The organism is Actinomadura sp. NPDC000600, from assembly GCF_040492135.1.
Lineage (GTDB): Bacteria > Actinomycetota > Actinomycetes > Streptosporangiales > Streptosporangiaceae > Spirillospora.
On the sequence record NZ_JBEUPD010000021.1, the window covers coordinates 52391 to 73068 of the forward strand.

A 20678-nucleotide genomic window follows, 5' to 3' on the forward strand; every position below is an offset into this window, starting at 1 on the left:
AAAGGGCCGCCGGGGGCCTCAGCGGCCCGGCGGCGAGGAGGAAGGGGCCGACGACGCGGAGGGGCCCGCCGAGGAGGGCGGGGCCTGCGACGAGGAGGGCGTCCCGGACGGGTCGATGTGGATCCGCTTGATGGTCTCGTCCGGCACCTGGACGCTCTTGCCCAGCAGCACGTAGGACAGGTACCCGCCGGTCTCGCGGACGATGTAGTGGAACTGGGTGTCGCGGGTCTGCACGCTCGGGCCGCTGCGGGTCGGCGACGCGGCGGCCTTGATCCCGCTGTCCTCGGCCATCTTCTTGGAGCGCAGCCCGTGCCACGGGTCGGTGACGATCACGCCCGAGGACCAGTGGTGCCGGTCGAACTCCTTGCCGACGGCCTTCATGCTCTCCAGCGTGTCGCGCCCGACCGGCACCGCGAAGACCTTGGAGGCGGGCACCCCGCCCTTGCCGATCAGCCAGCTGCGGCCGGCGCCGGCCTCGGTGTAGTTGTCGCCGGGCGCCTTGCCGCCGACCGTGACGATGGCCGGCGCGACGCCGGCGCGGTACAGCTCCAGGGCGTGCTGGAGCCGCCATTTCAGCGTCGGGGACGGCACCCCGTTGTACTGCGCGGCGCCCAGCACGATGATCGCGTCGGAGCGGGGCCGCTCGTCCTGGCGGGCCTGGTACCAGATCCGCGCCCCGACCGTGAGGGGCGTCAGCACCGCGACCGCCAGCAGCCCGATGAGAACGCCGGCGGGCACCCTGAACCAGGGCGACCGGCGCCACCTGCCGCGCCCACGGCTCCGCCGCGGCCCGCCCGCCCGCTCGTCGGGCCCGTCCGCCTCGTCGTCTTCCGGCCTGAACTCCGGCAACTCCGCTTCCACCGTCATCGCATCGGACACGTTAGTGAGATGGTGCGGCACGCGCCCGAGGTTCGCCAGGACGGCGTGTCATCCGTCCCACATCGGTCCCGGCGGCCGTGCCGGAGGCGCGGTGGCCGGCCGCCGGGGGGACGTCAGCGGCTGTCGCTGCCGCCGGAGGCGTCCGCGGCCTCGATGGCCGCGCGGCCCGCCTCCAGCCGGGCGACGGGGATGCGGAACGGCGAGCAGGACACGTAGTCGAGGCCCACCTCGTGGCAGAAGTGCACCGAGTCGGGGTCGCCGCCGTGCTCGCCGCAGATGCCGAGCTTGAGGCCGGGACGCGCCTTGCGGCCCTCCTCGGCGGCGATGCGCACGAGCCTGCCGACGCCCTCGCGGTCGAGGGTCTCGAACGGCGACACCCCGAAGATCCCGAGGTCCAGGTAGCGGGAGAAGAACGCCGCCTCGACGTCGTCCCGGGAGAAGCCCCAGGTCGTCTGGGTGAGGTCGTTGGTGCCGAAGGAGAAGAACTCGGCGGCCTCGGCGATCTGCCCGGCGGTCAGCGCGGCCCGGGGCAGCTCGATCATCGTGCCGATCAGCGCCGGGACGTCCACCCCGCTCGACTCCTTGACCGCCGCCAGGATGCCGCGCGCCTCGTCGCGGACGGCCTCCAGCTCCTGGACGGCGCCGACCAGCGGGATCATGATCTCCGGGCGCGGGTCGCCGCCCGCCCGCCTGCGGTCCGCCGCGGCCTCGGCGATCGCGCGCACCTGCATGGCGAACAGGCCGGGAATCACCAAACCGAGCCGCACTCCGCGCAGGCCCAGCATAGGGTTCTGCTCGTGCAGTCGGTTGACTGCCTCGAGCAGTCTCCGGTCCTTGGCGTCCGCTTCGTCGCCCGCGAGCGCGACCCTGACCGACAGCTCGGTGATGTCGGGGAGGAACTCGTGCAGCGGCGGGTCGATGAGCCGGATCGTGACGGGCAGTCCGTCCATGGCCTCGAAGATGCCCTCGAAGTCGCTCTTCTGCAGCGGCTCCAGGGCGTCCAGCGCGGCCTGCCGCTCGTCGACGTCCTCGGCGAGGATGAGCTTCTCGACGAGCTGCCGCCGGTCGCCGAGGAACATGTGCTCGGTGCGGCACAGCCCGATGCCGGCCGCGCCGAACCGGCGGGCGCGCGCCGAGTCCTCCGGGTTGTCGGAGTTCGCGCGGACCTTCAGCGCGGCCCGCGCGTCGGCGTGCTCCATGACGCGGTGCACGGCCTTGACGAGGTCGTCGCCGTCCTCGGCCGTCAGCTGCCCCTCGAAGTAGCGGACGACGGGCGAGTCCTCGACGGGCACCTCGCCGAGGTAGACGTCGCCGGACGACCCGTCGATCGAGATGACGTCGCCCTCCCTGACCGTGACGCCGCCGGGCGCGGTGAAGTGCCCGTCCTTGACGTCGACGTCGAGCTCCTCGGCGCCGCAGACGCAGGTCTTGCCCATGCCGCGGGCGACGACGGCGGCGTGCGAGGTCTTGCCGCCGCGGGAGGTCAGGACGCCCCTGGCGGCGACCATGCCGGCGAGGTCGTCGGGGTTGGTCTCGCGGCGGACGAGGATCACGTCCTCGCCCCGGTCGGCCAGCTCCACGGCGCGCTCGGAGGTGAACACCGCCTTGCCGACGGCCGCGCCCGGGGAGGCGTTCATGCCCTTGGTGAGCTTCTTGACCCCGTCCACCTTGGCCGTGAAGCGGGGGAACATGAGCTGGGCGAGCTGGTCGCCGGTCACGCGGCGGGCGGCCTCGTCCAGGTCGATGAGCCCCTGGTCGAGCAGCTGGCAGGCGATCCGGAACGCCGCGCCGGCGGTCCGCTTGCCGACCCGGGTCTGCAGCATCCACAGCTTCCCGCGCTCGATCGTGAACTCGATGTCGCACATGTCGCGGTAGTGGTTCTCGAGCGTCTCCATGATCTCGAGAAGCCGGTCATAGGACGCCTTGTCGATGCGCTCCAGCTCTTTCAGCGGGACGGTGTTGCGGATGCCCGCGACGACGTCCTCGCCCTGGGCGTTCTGCAGGTAGTCGCCGTAGATGCCCTGCTGGCCGGACGCGGGGTCGCGGGTGAAGGCGACGCCCGTCCCCGAGTCCAGGCCCATGTTGCCGAAGACCATCGAGCAGATGTTGACGGCGGTGCCGAGGTCGACGGGGATGCGCTCCTGCCGCCGGTAGAGGATGGCGCGGGGCGCGTTCCAGGAGTCGAACACCGCCTTGACGGCCAGGTCCATCTGCTCGCGCGGGTCGGTCGGGAAGTCGCGGCCCGCCTTCTCCCGTACGATGACCTTGAACCGGTCGACGAGCTCCTTGAAGTCCTCGGCGGTCAGGTCCCCGTCGTCGTCGCTGCCCCGGGCCCGCTTGACGTCCTCGACGGCGTCCTCGAACAGGTCGCCGTCGATGTCCAGGACGGTCTTGCCGAACATCTGGATCAGCCGGCGGTAGGAGTCCCAGGCGAACCGCTCGTCGCCGGCCTGCGTGGCGAGGCCGTGCACGGACTCGTCGTTCAACCCGACGTTGAGGACGGTCTCCATCATGCCCGGCATGCTGAACTTGGCGCCGGACCGCACGCTGACCAGGAGCGGGTCGTCGCTCTGGCCGAGCTTCTTGCCCATCGCCGACTCCAGGTCGGCCAGGTGCCGGTTCACCTCGTCCGCCAGTCCCTCGGGCAGGCTCCCGTGCTCGAGGTAGTGCCGGCAGGCCTCGGTCGTGATCGTGAACCCCGGCGGCACGGGCAGCCCGAGATTGGTCATCTCGGCCAGGTTGGCGCCCTTGCCCCCCAGGAGGTCCTTGAGGTCCTTGTTTCCCTCAGTGAAGTCGTACACGAACTTCGGCACGGGGAGCTCCTTCTCGCTCCGGTTCCACCCAGTGGCAGTACCGGGCCCGCGCCCGCGGGGCGGCGCGGCGTCGCACCACCCCGGGCGGCGGGTCCGCTGCCCTGTTTGCCGGGACTGTACCCGCGAACTCGGGACTTGCTCGGCGCCCGGTGCGCCGAGGAGCGTTGTCGCAGGTCAGACCGCGGATAATGGTCTATTCCAATAGGGAGACCAAGGACACACCGCCACAAACCGCCGCCCCGGGCACCCCCCGCCCCGGGAGCGGCGCGCACCCATGACGTACCCACTGCGCGGGAGAGGGAATGATGAATCAAGGAGGTGACGTTGTGAGGCCGAAGGTCGCCGGCGGCCGAGCGGGAGACCCGTTCGCCCCCATCGCCGATTTCGGGTTCCTGTCCGACTGCGAGACGACCGCCCTGGTCGCCCCCAGCGGAAACATCGAGTGGATGTGCCTGCCCAGGATGGACTCGCCGAGCGTGTTCGGCTCCATCCTGGACCGCGACGCCGGATACTTCCGGGTCGGCCCGGCGGGCGTGGAGGTGCCCGCCGCGCAGCGCTACATCCCCGGGACCATGGTGATGGAGACCACCTGGTGGGTGCACGGCGGCTGGCTCGTCGTGACGGACGCGCTCCTCATGGGGCCCTGGCACCACGAGACGGAACGGTCCCACACGCACCGCAGGGCGCCGACCGACTACGACGCCGACCACGTCCTGCTGCGGATGGTGCGCTGCGTGAACGGGCAGGTCCAGGTCCGGCTCGACTGCATGCCGGTGTTCGACTACGGGCAGACGCCGGCGCGCTGGGAGCACACCGGCTCCGGCTACCACGAGGCCGCCGCGCGCGGCAACGGCGTCGGGCTGCGGCTCACCACCGACATGAACGTCGGTTTCGAGGGGTCGCTCGCCACGTCGCGGACGCTGCTGAAGCAGGGCGAGTCCCGGTTCGTCGCGCTGTCCTGGAGCGAGCACGCGGCGCCCTCGTCGTGGGAGGAGGCGCAGGACCGGCTCGTCTGGACGGTCCACCACTGGCAGCACTGGCTCGACCGGGGCCGCTTCCCCGACCACCCGTGGCGCAGCCACCTGCAGCGCAGCGCGCTCACCCTGAAGGGCCTGACGTTCGCGCCGTCCGGCGCGGTGGCCGCGGCGGCGACCACGTCGCTGCCGGAGGCGCCGGGCGGCGACCGGAACTGGGACTACCGCTACACCTGGATCCGCGACTCCACCATGGCGCTGTGGGCGTTCTACACGCTCGGCTACGACTGGGAGGCCAACGACTTCTTCTACTTCATCACCGACGTCGCCGAGGCCGCCGAGGGCAAGCTGCAGATCATGTACGGGCTGGACGGCCGGGAGGAGCTGCCCGAGTCCACGCTCGACCACCTCACCGGCTACGACAACGCCCGCCCGGTGCGCATCGGCAACGAGGCGTACATGCAGGCGCAGCACGACGTGTGGGGCGCGATCATCGGCTCCATCTACCTGTTCGTGCGCAAGCGGGACCGGCTCGACGACCGGCTCTGGAAGATCGTCGTCAAGCAGGTCGAGGACGCCCTGGCCAACTGGCGGACGCCCGACTGCGGCATGTGGGAGGTGCGCGGCGAGCCGCAGCACTTCACCTCGTCCAAGGTGTTCTGCTGGGTCGCTGCCGACCGCGGGGCGCGGCTCGCGCGCATCCGCGGCGACCAGGAGCGGGCGCGCCGCTGGCAGGCCGCGGCCGACGAGATCCACGCCGACGTGCTCGCCAACGCGCTGGACGAGCGCGGCGTCTTCACCGCCCACTACGGCGCGACGGCGCTGGACGCCTCGGCGCTGCTGATCCCGCTGCTCGGCTTCCTGCCCGCCGACGACAAGCGCGTCCGGGAGACCGTCCTCGCCATCGCCGACGAGCTGTCGGAGGACGACCTCGTCCTGCGCTACCGCGCGGCGGAGACCGACGACGGCTTCGAGTCGGACGAGGGCACCTTCACGATCTGCTCCTTCTGGCTGGTCAGCACCCTGGTGATGATCGGCGAGCTGGAGCGGGCCCGCGCCCTGTGCGAGAAGCTGCTGTCCTACGCGAGCCCGCTGCAGCTGTACGCCGAGGAGATCGACCCGCACACCGGCCGCCACCTCGGCAACTTCCCGCAGGCCTTCACCCACCTGGCGCTGATCAACGCCGTCATGCAGGTGATCAGGGCCGAGAACCCCGAGGACCAGCCGCCCCTCGCCTGACCCCCCGCACCCGTGGCCGGGACCGTCCCCGGCCACGGGGTCCCTTGATCACGACTCGGCGACGACCGCCCGGAGGGCGGGTTTTTTGCCGATTGTCCGGCCTACCGTTTCGCCGTGACCACGCCACCATCTCCTGACGACGTCCCGGACGGCCCCGCGACGGACCCCGCCTGGGCACCTCCCGACAGGCCCACGTCCGACACGCCCACGTCCGACACGGACGCCACGCCCGGCCCGGCCGACGCGGCCTCGCCGGCGGACGGCGCGGACGAGACCTCGCCCGCGGACGGTCCGGAACCCTCGCCCATCGCGGGCGAGCGGCCCGATCGGGCGCGGACGAACGGCTTCGCCATCGCCGCCCTGGTCACCGGTGCCGTGGGCCTGGTCCTGTTCGCGATCGCCTTCGCCGTCGCCGCCCTGGTGCAGATCCGCCGCCGGGGAGGCCGCGGCAGGGGCCTCGCACTCGGCGGGCTCGGCGCCTCGGCGGCCTGGCTCGCGGCAGCGGCGATCATCGCGGCGCTGTTCGGCGACTCGCTGTTCTCGGCCGGAGAAGGAGAGGCCGACCCGAGCCAGCGGGACGGCTACGTGCTGTCGTCGACCCTGAAGGTGGGTGACTGCTTCACGGCGCAGACCCGTGACTCGGCCGATCCGAACGTGTTTCCCAGCCGCTGTGACAGCCCCCACAACGGTGAGGTGGTGGCCAAGCCGACGCTCCCCGCCGGCCCCTTCCCCGGAGTCGGACGGCTCGCCGCCCAGGCGGCGGCGCTGTGCAAGGAACGCACCCCGGACAACGTGAAAAAAGTCGTGGACGACGATTTCGACGCGCGGGCCGAGCTTCCCAAGCGCAAGGACTGGGAGAACGGGAAGCGGACTGTGACGTGCACGCTCGTCTACGTCGGCGAGGGCAAGTACGTCGGCGAGGGCAAGTCGCTCATCACTCCCCTCAGCCGCGCCGTGATCACTCCCCGGCACGAGGCGATGTTCGAGCAGGGCGAATGCCTGGAGAAATGGGACGAGAGCATGACCCCTCCGGTCGTGGACTGCGACCGGCCGCATAAGTTCCAGGTACTGGCGACGTACAAGCTCCAGGGCAAGGAGTACCCGGGCAGAGGGAAACTCGAGAAGATGGTCTCGAAGGGCTGCGCGAAGCGGGCGGCGGACATCTGGGGGAGCGATTCGCCGCCCGACGGCGTCTACCCCACGTTCTCCACTCCGACCGAGCAGGAGTGGAGACGCGGCTATCGGGACGTGTACTGCCTGATCGCGGGCAACGGGCCGCTCAAGCGGTCGTTCGTGCCGAAGAAGTGACGTCCCCGCCGGCTACCGGACGCGGTCGAACACGACCACCGAGTCGTTCACCGGGATCCGATGGGCCGACAACCCTGAGGACCAGCCGCCCCTCGCCTGCCCCCCGCGCCCGTGGCCGGGACCGTCCCCGGCCACGGGATTCCTTGATCACGACTCGGCGACGACCGCCGAAAAGCCCGGCTTTTACCAATTGTCCAGCCTACCGTTTCGCCGTGACCACGCCACCATCCCCTGACGACATCTCGGACGCCTCCGCTCCGAGCCCCGACTGGGCACCTCCCGACACGCTCACATCCGACGCGGACGTCGCGCCCGGCCCGACGGACGAGACCCCGCCGGCGGACACCGCGCACGAGCCCCCGCCGGAGGACGGTCCGGAGCGTCCTTCCGGCGGCGACGAGCGGCCCGTCCGGCCGCGGACGAACCGGTTCGCCATCGCCGCCCTGGTCACCGGCATTGTCGGCCTGGCGCTGCTCTCGATCGCGTTCGCCGTCGCCGCGCTCGTCCAACTCCGCCGCCGGGGAGGCAGGGGCACGGGCCTCGCTCTCGGCGGGCTCGGCGCCTCGGCGGCGTGGCTCGCGGCGGCGGCGGTCGTCGCGGCGCTGTTCGGCGATTCGCTGTTCTCGGCCGAAGACGGGGAATCCGACCCGCGCCGCCGGGACGGGTACGTGCTGCCGTCGACCTTGAAGGTGGGCGACTGCTTCACGGCGCAGACCCATGACTCGGCCGACCACTACGTGTATCCCAGCCCCTGTGCCAACCCCCACAACGGTGAGGTGGTCGCCGAGGCGGCGCTGCCCGCCGGGCCGTTCCCAGGAGTCCAGCGGCTCACGGCCCAAGCGGCGGCGCTGTGCAAGGAACGAACCCCGGACAGCGTGAAGAGGGTCACGGCCAAGGATTTCGACCCACGGGCCGAGGTCCCCGGGCGCAAGGACTGGGAGAGCGGGAAGCGGACCGTGACGTGCACGCTCGTCTACGTCGGCGAGAACAACACGCTCACCGCACCGCTCGACCGCGCCTTCATCGTCCCCAAGTACGAGACGGATTTCGAGCAGGGCGACTGCCTGGAGAAGTGGGACGAGTACATGGCCCCTCCGGTCGTGGATTGCGATCTGCCGCATCAGTACCAGGTGCTGGCGACGTACAGGCTGCGGGGCAAGGAGTACCCGGGAGACAAGAGACTCGACGAGATGATCCTGGAGGGCTGCGCGGAGCGCGCGGTGAAGGTCTGGAAGAGCGACCCGCCGCTGGACAAGGTCGACCCCACGTACTCGGCGCCGACCAAGGAGAGCTGGGAATCCGGCAATCGGGACGTGTACTGCCTGATCACGGGCAGGAACGGGCCGCTCAAGCGGTCGTTCGTGCCGAAGAAGTGACGTCCCCGCCGGGCCGCCGCCACAGCGGGCGGCGGCCCGGACGGGGTCAGACGACGGCGCCCGAGTCGTCGGGGGTGCGGCGGGCGGGCCTGGACTTCTGCTTCGGCTGGGGCGGCGGAGCCTTCGTGCGGCGCTCCAGCACCACCGCCAGCGGCGTCGCGGTGAAGACGCTGGAGTAGGTGCCGACGACGATGCCGATCAGGAGCGCGACGGCGAAGTCCGTCAGGGAGTCGCCGCCGAGGACGGCCAGGGCCGCCAGGATGAACAGGGCGCCCACCCCGGTGTTGATCGTCCGCGGGACGGTCTGCAGGGTGCCCCGGTTCGCGATGTCGGCGAACCGGCCCTTCGGGTTCGCCGTCCACATCTCCCGGACGCGGTCGAACACGACCACCGAGTCGTTCACCGAGTAGCCGATGATCGTGAGCAGCGCGGCGAGGAAGACGCCGTCGATCGGCTTGCCGAGCCAGGCGAAGACCCCGGTGACGATCGTGATGTCGTGGAACATCGCGAGGACCGAGCCCGCCGCGAACGTCCACCGGAACCGGATCGTCAGGTAGGCGAGCTGGGCCAGCAGGGCCACGGCGAGGGCGATGAGCGCCTTGGTCCGCAGCTCGTCGCCGAGGCTGGGGCCGATCAGCTCGTCGCGCTGCTTGACGGCGCCGCCGCCCTCCTTCGCGAGGGCGTCCTGGATGCGCTTCTCCTCCGCGTTGCCCAGGTCGGACGTCCGGACGGAGATGTCGTCCTTCCCCGAGGTCTGGACGACGGCGCGCGGGAACCCGGCGTCGGCGACGGCGGCGCGGGCGGTGTCGATGTCGACGTGCCTGCTGGTGGAGTACTCGACCAGGCGGCCGCCGGTGAACTCCACGCCGAAGTTCAGGCCGCGGGCGAAGATCCCCGTGACCGCGAGGACGACGGCGAGCGCGGACAGGCCCAGCCAGAGCCGGCTGCGCTTCATGATGTCGGGGCCGCTGTTCTCCAGCCACGACCGGATGCGGCCGGAGCCGCCGAGGCCGCCCGCCCTGCCCTTGCTGAGCCTCGGCATGCGCGCGGCGGCGGCGTCGGTGAGGACCCGGCTCAGCAGCATCGCGGAGACGAGGGAGCCCAGCACGCCGATGGTCAGCGTGACGCCGAAGCCCCGGACCGGCCCGGAGGCCAGGAAGAACAGCAGGCCACCGGCCAGCAGGGTCGTGACGGCCGAGTCGGCGATCGCGGACCAGGCCTTGTCGAACCCGACGGCCAGCGCCGCCCGCGCGCCGCGGCCCGGCGCCGCGGCCCGCTCCTCCCGCGCGCGTTCGAAGGCCAGCACGTTGGCGTCGATCGCCATGCCGATGGCCAGGACGAACCCGGCGAGGCCCGGCAGCGTCAGGGTGGCGCCGACGGCGACGAGGGCGCCGTAGGAGATCAGCGCGTACCCGGCGAGCGCGACCGTGGCGAGCAGGCCGGCCAGCCGGTAGACGGCCACGATGAACAGGCCGGTCAGCAGGATGCCGATGACGGCGGCGCGGGCGCTGGCGTCGATCGCCTCGTCGCCGAGCGTCGGGCCGACCACCCGCTGCTCGATGATCTTCACCGGGACGGGCAGCGAGCCGCCCTGGATGAGCGCCGCGAGGTCCTTGGCCTCGTCCGGGCTGAAGTCCCCGGTGATCTGGGTGGAGCCGCCGGTGATGCCGACGCCGCAGGCGACGCTCTCGGTGACCTGCGGCGAGGAGATCACCTTGCCGTCCAGGACGATGGCGACGCGGCGCTCGTCGCCGACCGCGCAGGCGGCCTTGGCGGTCAGCCGCTCCCAGGTGGCGCCCCCGCCGCCCTTGAACTTGACGTCGACGGCCCAGCCGCCGAGGTTCTGCGGGTCGTAGGAGGCGCTCGCCGAGCCGATCCCGGCGCCGGTGAGCGCGGCGGGGCCGATGAGGATCTGCTGCCCGCTCTCATCCGGGATCTGCTGCTGCCCCTTGGCCGGCGCGCCGCCCCCGGCCAGCACCGGATGGGCGGTGAGCTGCGCGGTCTTGCCGATGGCCTCGGCGGCGCGGGTCGGGTCCTGGACGTCCGGCAGCTCGACGATCAGCCGCCGGTCCCCGGACCGGGTGATGGACGACTCGGCGACCCCGAGCGCGTCGACGCGCCGGTGCAGCACCTCGCGGGCGCGGTCGGTGGACTCCCGGTCGGCCTTCACGGTCGGGGAGTCCTGCGTCTCCAGGACGATCTGGGTGCCGCCGCGGAGGTCGAGGCCGAGGCGGGCGGGTTTGGACCAGGCGAAGTAGAACGATGTGGCGAGCACGGCGAACGCCAGTACCGCCCGCACCACGTTGGCGCGAGTCAAGGGGAACCTCCACACAGGGGCTACGGCACCGCACGCGGGCGTGCGGCACCGGGGACGGAGAACTCAGATCCCTGTGGAGGCGGGCGGAGCGCGCCCGCGCGGGGCGCCCCTCGGCGCGACGTCGGGCGGGACGTGCGCGGCGGCGGCCCGGACGAGGCGTCCGGACCGCGGCTCGGTCGCGGCGCCGGACGCCGGGAGCGTCGCGTGCTCGGGCTGGGCGCTCGGCGCCGCCGCCCCCGCCGCGTGGAGCGCGGCGGCGGCGATCGCGGTCTGCGTACGCCCGGCCGCGCGCTGCTTGCCGGAGAGCCGGGTGCGGGACGGCGCCTGTTGCACCACCCCGGCGCGGACGCCGGAGACCGTCCCGGTGGAGGGCGCCCTGCCCGGCGCGCCCGCGCCGGCCGGGACGCCGGCGCCGACCGGTCCGGCGACGAAGCCGAGGAGGCCGAGCACGACGACGAGCAGCCGGGCGACGGGACGGCGGAAGGCGGGGTGGCGCTCGTCGCCCATTCCGCCCTCCCTCCCAGGTCTCCGGCGGCCGCTCGCCCGGCCGTTCCCGCCAACCTAGCCCACTTTCCTCCGGGCGGCGCGCACCCTGACCTGGCAGGCGAAAGCGTGAAAGCAGGCTCGTCAAGAAGGGGTTGCGTGACAAAGCCCTTGCCCTCCCCCGCGCACCCGGCCTTACCAGCAGACACTGGCGAGTGTCCCGATCCGGCCACGCCGCAGTCGACCGCCCGCCATTGCCTGCGCCATTTATGCGAATTACTTTCGCGTATGCCCACCCCGAACCGGACAGAGGAGTATCCGGTGGCACGAATCAGACAGACCGCGATCGTCGGGACCGCCGCGCTGGCCGTCCTCGCCGCGGGGGTCGCCCCCGCGTACGCCGCGGGCACCACCATCCGCAAGGGCTCGGCCACGGCCGCTGCCTACTCCGGCAACGTGCAGGCCTCGCTGCTCGGCACCGCGACGGTCAGCAGCTCGCTCGGCGGCGGCTCCTGCAGCCAGTCGACGATGACCGGCGCCATCAGCTCGGACGGCAGCGGACTCAACGTCAGCTCGGCGACCTTCACCGGCGACGGCGGCGGCCCCTGCAGCGGCAGCACCAGCTCGACGATCACCGCGCAGAGCCTGCCGTGGACGGGCGGCAACGTCACCTACGACCCCAACCACACCGGCGGCCGGGACGCCACCGTCACGATCGCCAACTTCAAGGTGAAGGCCGTGGTGAACATCTTCGGCGGCATCACCTGCGTGTTCGGCGGCAACCTCACCGCCAACGGCTACAACGGCGACAACGCCTCGCGGCCCGTCACCTCCAGCGGCGACGCGCAGGTCGGCGTGCAGAACGCCACGGTCAACAAGCAGTCGGGCAGCAGCTTCCTCTGCCCGTCCACCGCCACCGTGACCGCCACGTACGCGCTGCGCGGCGAGTCGGTCGCCGGATCCGGCACCTACGACCAGGCCCTCTACGTCACGAGCTGACGGGAGGCCGGAACGGAGCTCCCCAGGAGGCGGCAGGGCCCCTCCCAGTACGTGCTCCCAGGAAAGCGGGCCGCCCCGATATGGGGCGGCCCGTCACGTCGTCACCGGGGCCCTCGGCCCCGAAGCCGGGTCAGCAGCCGACGAGCTGCGCGGCGAGGAACGACTCGACCTGGCTGATCGCGATGCGCTCCTGGCTCATCGTGTCGCGCTCCCGGACGGTCACCGCGTCGTCCTCCAGGGTGTCGAAGTCCACGGTGACGCAGAACGGGGTGCCGATCTCGTCCTGGCGGCGGTAGCGGCGGCCGATGGCGCCGGCGTCGTCGAACTCGACGTTCCAGTTGCGGCGCAGCTGCGCGGCGAGGTCGCGGGCCTTCGGGGACAGGTCGGTGTTGCGCGACAGCGGCAGCACCGCGACCTTCACCGGGGCGAGCCGCCGGTCGAGCCGCATGACGGCGCGCTTCTCCAGCTTGCCCTTGGCGTTCGGCGCCTCGTCCTCGGCGTAGGCGTCCATCATGAAGGTGAGCGTGCAGCGGTCGACGCCGGCCGCGGGCTCGATCACGTACGGGGTGAACCGCTCGCCGGACTCCTGGTCGAAGAACGACAGGTCGGCGCCGGACGCCTTGGAGTGCGTCGTCAGGTCGTAGTCGGTGCGGTTGGCGATGCCCTCCAGCTCGCCCCACTCGCTGCCGACGAAGTCGAAGCGGTACTCCACGTCGACGGTGCGCTTGGAGTAGTGCGACAGCTTCTCCTGCGGGTGCTCGAACAGCCGCAGGTTCTCCTTGCGGATGCCGAGGTCGACGTACCACTGCATGCGCTCGTCGATCCAGTACTGGTGCCATTCCTCGTCGCTGCCGGGCTTGACGAAGAACTCCATCTCCATCTGCTCGAACTCGCGGGTCCGGAAGATGAAGTTGCCGGGCGTGATCTCGTTGCGGAACGACTTGCCGATCTGGCCGATGCCGAACGGCACCTTGCGGCGCGCGGACTGCTGGACGTTCAGGTAGTTGATGAAGATGCCCTGCGCGGTCTCGGGGCGCAGGTAGGCCAGGCCCGACTCGTCCTCGACGGGGCCGAGGTAGGTCTTGAGCAGCCCGTTGAACATCTTCGGCTCGGTGAACGAGCCCTTCACGCCGCAGTTCGGGCACGTGATGTCGGCGAGGCCGTTCGCGGGCGGGCGGCCGTGCTTCTCCTCGTAGGCCTCCTCCAGGTGGTCGGCCCGGAAGCGCTTGTGGCAGGACTGGCACTCGGTGAGCGGGTCGACGAACGCCTGGACGTGGCCGCTGGCCTCCCACACCTCGCGCGCCAGGATGACGCACGAGTCGAGGCCGACGACGTCGTCGCGGCCCTGCACCATCGACTTCCACCACTGGCGCTTGACGTTGTTCTTCAGCTCGACACCGAGCGGGCCGTAGTCCCAGGAGGCGCGGAGCCCGCCGTAGATCTCGCTCGACGGGTAGACCAGGCCCCGCCGCTTGGCGAGGTTGACGATCGTGTCCAGCACATCGGAACGGCGTGCCATGAGAGATTCTCCATCCGGCTGGCGGTCGGCGGGAACAGTGAGTGCGCCCCGGTCCCGCGGCGACGGCGGGCGGCGGCGAGTGTGATCCCCGGTGATGTGCTCCGGCGCGGTCGCCGCCGCCGCCGGAGAGTGTTCCCCAGCTTAGGGCACGGGGGCCGTTGGACAGGACCTAGTAAACGCGCCCGTCGGCGATGTCGCTGTCGACGAGCAGGGAGACCCCGCCGTGCGTCTCCCGGTGGCCGCCGCGGTACTGCTTGATGCGGCGGTGCGGGGACCACCAGCCGTCCGGCAGGTGGGGGTCGCCGTACACCTTGGCCCGGCCGTCCCAGTTGGCGAACCAGATGCCCAAGGGCTTGCTGATCGAGGACCGGCCCACGTCGCGGATCCCGGACGTGGAGCTGCTGTAGAGGCACGGCACGTACCCCTCGGACTTCAGCCGGTCGACCCAGTTGTCGACGAACCGGAGGACGGCGGCCCTGCAGGCGCTGTTCCCGTGCCTGTAGCCCTCCATGTCGTAGTAGAGCGGATTGCCTTCCGGGATGCCGAGCGCCCTGGCCCTGCGGGCCGCGTCCGCGGCGGCCCGGGCGCCCTGCGACGCGGCGTTCCCGGCGGTGAACCGCTGCCGGCGGTAGCCGCACGGCGCCTGGAGGCCCACGTAGGTGGCGGTGAGGCGGTAGCCCATCGCGCGCACCTGCCTCACCCAGGACGCCGTGAGGTTCGGCTGGGCGCATCCGCGCGCCGCTCCCCCGATGTAGATGTTGGTGACCTTGAATGAGGGGCGCCAGGCCCTCATGGTCGCGAGGGACGGGGCCGTGCAGGTGTCGAACCCCCTCCCGCGCACCCACGGGCGCTCCAGCGCCGTCCCCTGGCTGGGCGAGGGGACGTCGGTGGGCACCGGGCCTCCGCTGGGCTCCGGGCTCCCGACGGGCGCCGGCCCGTCGCCGGACTCCGCGCCCTCGTCGGGGGAGGCGCCCTCCTCCGGCGGCGAGGGGACGGCGGTGCGGCGGGCGCCCGGCCCGGCCTTCCACTTCCCGGACAGCCGGGTGCCGCGCAGGATCCGCTGGAGCCTCGCCGGATCCGTGCCGTACACGCCCGTGATCGTGACACCGGCCTCGGGGAGGGTGAGCCGCGTCTCGTGGCCGGCGGTCCGCGCGACGGTCAGCGAGGCGAGCCTCCGGGCGTGCACGGTCCGGGCGGCGCGCCCGTTCCCCGCGGGCTGGATGTGAAGGGCCTCGGTCCGGCCGACGACGCGGGCCGGGCAGTCCGGCTGCGGGCCGGGGCGGCCGAGGTAGACCGCGTGCCGGTCGTAGCGGACGCAGCGGGACGGCTCCCGGTCGAGCCGGTGCACCTCCCAGCCGGCCGGGACGGGGACGCGCAACCCCCGGTACTCGACCACCCGGGGACCGTGCGCGGTCGCCGCGCCGCCCGCCGGCCCCCGTCCGGTGAGCGCGGCGGCCTGATGGGACGCGGGCCGCGCGGGGGCCGTCCCGGCGACGGTGAGGGCGGCGGCGACGGCCGCCGCCCCGGACGAGACGCTGAACAGGACGGCACGGCGCATCACATCTCCCCCGCGGAGTGCATGATCATGTGCGGAAAGGATGACCTTGACCGGGTCGCCGAAACCGGGACGGGTCGCTTCTTGACCACCGGTTTCCCGCGTTCTGACCGTGCCTCCGGAGCGGCCGCCCGGGCGCGCCGCCGGGCGGCCGCCGGGGCGGGCCGCTCAGGCCGAGGAGACCACCTCGTAGGCGCCGGGCTCGTCCACGGCGAGGGCGGCGAGCGGCATGAACCGGAGCCGCACCTCGTAGGCGCCGAGCGCGCGGCGGTAGTGCCCCGCCCCGTCCCATTCGGTGACGAGGGCCCACAGGCCGGGGTCGTCGACGGTCCGGGCGAGGCGTCCGGAGCGGAAACCGGTGCTGGCGGCCAGCGCCTCCAGCACCGCGGTCATGCTCTCGGCGAAGCCGCCGGACTCCTCCTCCGGCACCCGGTACCGGGTTATCGCGATCATCCGTCCATCCTGGCAGTACGTTGGGCGTGTGGAGACGAGAGGTGAGCGCGGGACGGGGCTGCGGGCGGCCGTCGAGCGGCGCAGCGCGGCGCCGGTGGTGTTCCTGCACCGGCTGCCGCGATGGGTCCTGCTCGCCGCCGTGTTCGTGCTGCTGGTGGTCGGCATGGCCGGGACCGGCTGGGTGGCCGCGGCCGGGCTGCTGGCGCTGGCCGCGGCGCTGGGCTGGTTCGCCTACCTGAACTGGCCCGCGCTGGACGGCTCGGGACGGCTCCTGCGCGTCGCCGCACTGGTGGTTCTGGTCGGGTTCGCCCTGGGACGCGGCATCGGTCGGTTTTGACAACCGTTTTCATCTTCGTCCATAATCGCAACGTGCCCCGTATCCGCGCAGCCCTGCGAACCGCCACGGCCGCGGCCGTCGCCCTGGCCGGCGCGGCGGCGGGCCTGACGGCCTGCGCCGACGCGGGCGCGGACGTCCCGCCCAGCAGGACCGCGGTGGTCGCGTCCTTCTACCCGATGGCCTGGCTGGCCGGGAAGGTCGGCGGCGACGACGTGTCCGTCCGGACCCTCACCAGGCCCGGAACCGAGCCGCACGATCTGGAGTTGACGGCGCGGCAGGTCGCGAACGTCGAGGACGCCGACTACGCCGTCTACGTCAAGGGCGTCCAGCCCGCCGTGGACGACGCGGTCCGCAAGCACGCGCGGGGCAGGTCGCTCGACGCCGCGAGCCTCGTGCCGAAGCTCCCTCCGCCGGGCGAGACCGACGACGAAGAGGCCCACGACGGGATTCGGCACCAGGAGGCGCCCTACGACCCGCACATCTGGCTCGATCCGAGCCGGATGGCGACCGTGGCCACCGCGCTGGGCGAGCGGCTGGCCGCCGCCGACCCCGAGCACGCGGCCGGCTACCGGGAGCGCGCCCGCTCCACCGCGCAGGGGCTGACCGGGCTCGACCGCGAGTTCCGGGACGGGCTGGCCACCTGCGCGCGGCGGGAGATCGTGACCGCGCACGCCGCGTTCGGCTACCTCGCCGACCGCTACCGGCTCCGGCAGATCCCGGTCGCGGGGGTGGACCCGTCCGGCGAGCCGTCCCCGAAGAGGCTGGCCGAGCTGGCGCGGCTCGTCTCCTCCACCGGCGCGACGACGGTCTTCACCGAGACACTGGCGAACCCGAGGGTCGCCGGCGCCCTGGCGCGGGAGGCGGGCGTGCGGACGGCCGTGCTCGACCCGGCCGAGGGCGTGGCGGACGGGGCGTCCGGCGACTACTTGACGATCATGCGACAGAACCTGCGGGCCCTGCGGCCCGCGCTGGAGTGCTCTTGACTACTTCTCCCGCCTGAAGGCAGGGGGTTCCAGCGGTCGCCCGCCGGGTTTCCTGCTTCACCGACGACCGCCCCATCCGGGAGGTGCCCCGTTGAGGTCCTACACCGTCTCCACAGGCGGTCACCGCCAGCCCTGCGGCCAGGATGTTGCGCGCCGCGTTCACGTCGCGGTCATGCACCGCGCCGCACGCGCACGTCCACTCCCGGACGTCCAGCGGCAGCCCCTCGCGGACGGTGCCGCAGGTTCCGCACAGCTTGGTGGAGGGGAACCAGCGGTCGACCACGACCAGGTCGCGGCCGTACCAGGCGCACTTGTACTCCACCATCGAGCGCAGTTCCGCCCACGCGGCGTCGGAGATGGCGCGGGCGAGCGTGCGGTTGTTAAGCAGGTTGGCAACGGCGAGGTCTTCGATCACGACCGTTTGGTTCTCACGGACGAGACGGGTCGACAGCTTGTGCAGGAAGTCACGGCGCCGGTCGGCGATCCGCGCATGCACCCGCGCCACCTTCCGGCGAGCCTTCTCCCGATTCGCCGAACCGGGTACCTTGCGGGCCAGGTTCCGCTGCGCCTTGGCCAGGCGGGCGCGGTCACGCCGCTCGTGCCGGGGGTTAACGATCTTCTCCCCGGTCGACAGGACCGCCAGGGAGGTGATCCCGGTGTCGATCCCGACCGCCGCGTCGGTGGCGGGAGCGGCCGGGATGGTGTCCTGGCACAGGATCGAGACGAACCAGCGTCCGGCGCTGTCGCGCGACACGGTCACCGTGCTCGGCTCGGCGCCCTCGGGCAGGGGACGCGACCACCGGATGTCCAGCGGCGCGGTCATCTTCGCCAGCGTGATGTGCCCGTCGCGCCAGGTGAAGGCACTGCGGGTGTACTCGGCCGAGCAACGCGACCGCTTGCGCGACTTGAACCTTGGGTAGGCGGCGCGCTTGACGAAGAAGTTGGTGAACGCGGTCTGCAGATGCCGCAGCGCCTGCTGCAGCGGCACGCACGACACCTCGGACAGGAAGGCCAGTTCCTCGGTCTTCTTCCACTGCGTCAGCAAGGCCGACGACTGCGCGTAGGAGATCCGGCGCCGCTCGCAATGCCAGGCCCGGGTGCGCTCCTCCAAAGCCTTGTTGTACACCAGCCGCACGCACCCGAACGTGCGCGACAGCTCGGCCGCCTGCTCGCCGGTGGGGTAGAAGCGGTACTTGAACGCCCGCCTGACCTGCCGCGCCATGACCCACGTTCTAGCAGCCCCGGCCCGAGCCGACCCGGCGGACGCCGAAACGTCCCGGTTTCCTCGAGCTGTTCCGCAGGAGCCCGTTCCCTCCCCGGCCTGAAAGCCGGGGTATCCACGGAGGAGACCCAATGAGCGCGACCACCGCCCCGCCGTTCGCGATGACCGGCGGGCTCGTCCGGCGGGACGGCCGCGCGGTGCTCGCCGGCGTCGACCTGCGGGTGGAGGCCGGCGACGTGCTCGCCGTCCTCGGGCCGAACGGGGCGGGCAAGTCCACCCTCGTCCGGGCGCTGCTCGGGCTCGTCCCGCTGGCCGGCGGCCGGACCGAGATCTTCGGCGAGCCGCCCGCGCGGTTCCGCGACTGGCGGCGGATCGGCTACGTGCCGCAGCGGCTGCCGATGGGCGGCGGCGTGCCCGCGACCGTCCGCGAGGTCGTGGCATCCGGACGGGTGGCCCGGCGCTCGCGCTGGCGGCCCGCGCCGTTCGCCGACCGGGCCGCCGACCGCGCCGCCGTCGACCGCGCCCTGGAGACGGTCGGGCTGACCGCGCGGGCCCGCGACTCGTCGCACCTGCTGTCGGGCGGCCAGCAGCAGCGGGTGCTGATCGCCCGCGCGCTCGCCGGCGAACCCGACGTGTTCGTGATGGACGAGCCGACCGCCGGGGTGGACGCCGGCAGCCAGGCGGCGCTCGCGTCCGCGCTGCACGGGCTGGCCCGCGCCGGGCGCACGGTCGTCCTCGTGGCCCACGAGCTCGGGCCGATGGAGCCGCTCGTGACCCGCACGGTCGAGCTCGACCACGGCCACGCCGTCCGCGAGACCGCCCGGCAGACCCTCGAAAGGCCCGCGTGAGCGAGATGCTGCACTACGACTTCATGCGCATCGCCCTGGTGATGGCGGTGCTCATCGGCCTGACCGCCCCCGCCGTGGGGACGTTCGTCGTCCAGCGCAGACTGTCCCTGCTCGGCGACGGCATCGGCCACATCGCGCTGACCGGCATCGGCCTCGGGCTGCTCACCAGCACCTCCCCCGTCCTCGCCGCGCTGGCCGTGTCGGTGCTCGGCGCCATCGCGATCGAGGTCCTGCGGGCGCGCAGCCGCAGCGGCGCGGACGTCGTGCTCGCCCTGCTGTTCTACGGCGGGCTGGCGGGCGGAGTGCTCCTGACCAGCGCCGCAGGCGGCGGCTCGGCGGGCCTGCAGTCCTACCTGTTCGGCTCGATCAGCAGCGTGACGGTGAGCGACCTGTACGTCGTCGCGGGGCTCGCCGCCGCGGTGCTCGCGGTCGTCGCGGTGTTCGGCCGCGAGCTGTTCCTGCTCTGCCAGGACGAGGAGGTCGCGCGGGCGGCCGGGCTGCCCGTCCGGTTCCTCAGCGTGCTGATCGCCGCGACCGCCGCGGTGACGGTGGTGATCTCGATGCGGGCGATCGGGCTGCTGCTCGTCAGCGCGCTGATGGTCGTCCCGGTCGCGGCGGCGCAGCAGCTCACGCGGGGATTCTGGAGCACCATGCTGGCCGCGATGGGGATCGGTGTACTGTCGGCCGTGGCGGGTCTGGCGGGTTCCTTCCAGTACGATCTCCCTCCGGGCCCCTCGATCGTGTTGCTGGCGCTCGCGGTGTTCGTGGCCGCGGTCGCCGGGGGCTCGGTGGTGCGCCGCCGGCGTGCCCGTGCCGTGGCCGGCGCCGTCCCCGCGAGGGGCGCCGGGCCCGGCGTCGAGCCGCGCGTGGATGCCGAGGCGGAGGTGCTAGGGGGATGACGACGGCCCGCCGGGACGCGGTACGTCAGGTGCTGGCCGGCTGCGAGGGCTTCCGCAGCGCCCAGGACATCTACGCCGACCTGCGCGCCGACGGCTCCAAGATCGGCCTCACCACCGTCTACCGCGCGCTGCAGGCGCTCAGCGACGCGGGCGAGGTCGACGTGCTGCGCACCGACGAGGGCGAGGCCGTGTACCGCGCCTGCCGCACCGAGCAGCACCACCACCACCTCGTCTGCCGCGGCTGCGGCCGGACGGTCGAGGTCGAGGGCCCGGCCGTGGAGCGCTGGGCCGACACGATCGCCGCCGAGCACGGCTTCACCGACATCACCCACACGGTGGAGGTCTTCGGGACCTGCGCGAACTGCGCCGCGAAGCAGTCCTGAAGTCCGAAAACGCCCTTCCCGCGCACTTTTTGCCAACCTGTCGCTGCCCTCTGAACTCGGACAGAGTCGGTATCTCACACGCTGCGTAGGC

17 protein-coding genes are annotated in these 20678 nt (G+C 72.5%); 9 read left to right on the forward strand and 8 right to left on the reverse strand.

The features are described from left to right. Positions 1-18: 18 nt before the first annotated feature. On the reverse strand, positions 19-867 hold the full coding sequence (locus tag ABWI07_RS27565; RefSeq protein WP_149257574.1) for a YdcF family protein: 849 nt from the start codon (positions 865-867) through the stop codon (positions 19-21). A 125-nt stretch (positions 868-992) separates the two neighbouring features. Further along, positions 993-3692 carry a pyruvate, phosphate dikinase gene (ppdK, locus tag ABWI07_RS27570; protein WP_149257575.1) on the reverse strand — a complete coding sequence of 900 codons (2700 nt, stop codon included), beginning with the start codon at positions 3690-3692 and terminating at the stop codon, positions 993-995. A 326-nt stretch (positions 3693-4018) separates the two neighbouring features. Between ppdK and ABWI07_RS27575 the strand changes: the two genes are divergently transcribed. The 3 genes from ABWI07_RS27575 (at position 4019) to ABWI07_RS27585 (ending at position 8589) form a co-directional block, all read left to right on the forward strand. Further along, positions 4019-5905, forward strand: a complete 1887-nt coding sequence (locus tag ABWI07_RS27575; RefSeq protein ID WP_235036578.1) for a glycoside hydrolase family 15 protein — start codon at positions 4019-4021, stop codon at positions 5903-5905. A 114-nt stretch (positions 5906-6019) separates the two neighbouring features. Then, positions 6020-7213 carry a septum formation family protein gene (locus ABWI07_RS27580; RefSeq protein WP_353820239.1) on the forward strand — a complete coding sequence of 398 codons (1194 nt, stop codon included), beginning with the start codon at positions 6020-6022 and terminating at the stop codon, positions 7211-7213. A gap of 212 nt (positions 7214-7425) precedes the next feature. Further along, entirely contained in the window at positions 7426-8589 is a 1164-nt protein-coding gene (locus tag ABWI07_RS27585) for a septum formation family protein (protein ID WP_353820240.1), read from the forward strand. Between the two features lie 46 nt (positions 8590-8635). Here the strand turns inward: ABWI07_RS27585 and secD are convergent, their stop codons facing one another. Then, entirely contained in the window at positions 8636-10906 is a 2271-nt protein-coding gene (gene secD / locus ABWI07_RS27590) for a protein translocase subunit SecD (RefSeq protein WP_149257578.1), read from the reverse strand. A gap of 63 nt (positions 10907-10969) precedes the next feature. Continuing rightward, positions 10970-11413 (reverse strand): hypothetical protein, encoded by a 444-nt coding sequence (locus ABWI07_RS27595; protein WP_149257579.1) that lies wholly within the window; start codon positions 11411-11413, stop codon positions 10970-10972. A 297-nt stretch (positions 11414-11710) separates the two neighbouring features. Here ABWI07_RS27595 and ABWI07_RS27600 point away from each other — a divergent pair, with 297 nt between their 5' ends. Beyond that, a complete protein-coding gene (locus ABWI07_RS27600; protein ID WP_149257580.1) occupies positions 11711-12388 on the forward strand; it encodes a hypothetical protein in 678 nt (225 codons plus the stop codon). Positions 12389-12518: 130 nt separating this feature from the next. Here ABWI07_RS27600 and ABWI07_RS27605 read toward each other — a convergent pair whose 3' ends face one another. From ABWI07_RS27605 to ABWI07_RS27615, 3 genes are all read right to left on the reverse strand, one after another. Continuing rightward, positions 12519-13907: a glycine--tRNA ligase gene (locus tag ABWI07_RS27605; RefSeq protein ID WP_149257581.1), complete on the reverse strand. Its 1389-nt coding sequence runs from the start codon at positions 13905-13907 to the stop codon at positions 12519-12521. 169 nt (positions 13908-14076) lie between these two features. Further along, positions 14077-15465, reverse strand: a complete 1389-nt coding sequence (locus ABWI07_RS27610; RefSeq protein WP_149257582.1) for a DUF1906 domain-containing protein — start codon at positions 15463-15465, stop codon at positions 14077-14079. Between the two features lie 165 nt (positions 15466-15630). After that, positions 15631-15915, reverse strand: coding sequence for an antibiotic biosynthesis monooxygenase family protein (locus ABWI07_RS27615; RefSeq protein ID WP_149257583.1), 285 nt, complete (start codon positions 15913-15915; stop codon positions 15631-15633). Between the two features lie 28 nt (positions 15916-15943). On the opposite strand from ABWI07_RS27615, the gene ABWI07_RS27620 reads away from it, so the two are divergent. Beyond that, the gene (locus tag ABWI07_RS27620) at positions 15944-16252 is read left to right on the forward strand and encodes a DUF6703 family protein (protein WP_235036579.1); all 309 of its coding nucleotides are present in this window, start codon (positions 15944-15946) and stop codon (positions 16250-16252) included. 32 nt (positions 16253-16284) lie between these two features. Beyond that, entirely contained in the window at positions 16285-17235 is a 951-nt protein-coding gene (locus ABWI07_RS27625) for a metal ABC transporter substrate-binding protein (RefSeq protein ID WP_353820241.1), read from the forward strand. Here ABWI07_RS27625 and ABWI07_RS27630 read toward each other — a convergent pair. Further along, the gene (locus ABWI07_RS27630; protein ID WP_353820242.1) at positions 17186-18457 is read right to left on the reverse strand and encodes an RNA-guided endonuclease InsQ/TnpB family protein; all 1272 of its coding nucleotides are present in this window, start codon (positions 18455-18457) and stop codon (positions 17186-17188) included. The two genes, ABWI07_RS27625 and ABWI07_RS27630, sit on opposite strands and share 50 nt — an antisense overlap. 131 nt (positions 18458-18588) lie before the next feature. On the opposite strand from ABWI07_RS27630, the gene ABWI07_RS27635 reads away from it, so the two are divergent. The 3 genes from ABWI07_RS27635 to ABWI07_RS27645 are packed head-to-tail and all read left to right on the forward strand — an operon-like array spanning position 18589 to position 20587. Further along, a complete protein-coding gene (locus ABWI07_RS27635) occupies positions 18589-19305 on the forward strand; it encodes a metal ABC transporter ATP-binding protein (RefSeq protein WP_353820243.1) in 717 nt (238 codons plus the stop codon). Continuing rightward, on the forward strand, positions 19302-20204 hold the full coding sequence (locus tag ABWI07_RS27640) for a metal ABC transporter permease (RefSeq protein WP_149257587.1): 903 nt from the start codon (positions 19302-19304) through the stop codon (positions 20202-20204). Before ABWI07_RS27635 ends, ABWI07_RS27640 begins: the two co-directional genes overlap by 4 nt. Beyond that, the gene (locus tag ABWI07_RS27645) at positions 20201-20587 is read left to right on the forward strand and encodes a Fur family transcriptional regulator (protein WP_149257588.1); all 387 of its coding nucleotides are present in this window, start codon (positions 20201-20203) and stop codon (positions 20585-20587) included. Before ABWI07_RS27640 ends, ABWI07_RS27645 begins: the two co-directional genes overlap by 4 nt. Positions 20588-20678 lie beyond the last annotated feature (91 nt).

Excerpts from the sequence above, each read along its gene's own strand:
- ABWI07_RS27565 (WP_149257574.1), bottom strand. The coding sequence starts at position 867 with ATGACGGTGGAAGCGGAGTTGCCGGAGTTCAGGCCGGAAGACGACGAG.
- ABWI07_RS27595 (WP_149257579.1), bottom strand. The coding sequence starts at position 11,413 with ATGGGCGACGAGCGCCACCCCGCCTTCCGCCGTCCCGTCGCCCGGCTG.
- ABWI07_RS27605 (WP_149257581.1), bottom strand. The coding sequence starts at position 13,907 with ATGGCACGCCGTTCCGATGTGCTGGACACGATCGTCAACCTCGCCAAG.
- ABWI07_RS27610 (WP_149257582.1), bottom strand. The coding sequence starts at position 15,465 with ATGCGCCGTGCCGTCCTGTTCAGCGTCTCGTCCGGGGCGGCGGCCGTC.
- ABWI07_RS27615 (WP_149257583.1), bottom strand. The coding sequence starts at position 15,915 with ATGATCGCGATAACCCGGTACCGGGTGCCGGAGGAGGAGTCCGGCGGC.
- ABWI07_RS27630 (WP_353820242.1), bottom strand. The coding sequence starts at position 18,457 with ATGGCGCGGCAGGTCAGGCGGGCGTTCAAGTACCGCTTCTACCCCACC.
- ABWI07_RS27635 (WP_353820243.1), top strand. The coding sequence starts at position 18,589 with ATGAGCGCGACCACCGCCCCGCCGTTCGCGATGACCGGCGGGCTCGTC.
- ABWI07_RS27645 (WP_149257588.1), top strand. The coding sequence starts at position 20,201 with ATGACGACGGCCCGCCGGGACGCGGTACGTCAGGTGCTGGCCGGCTGC.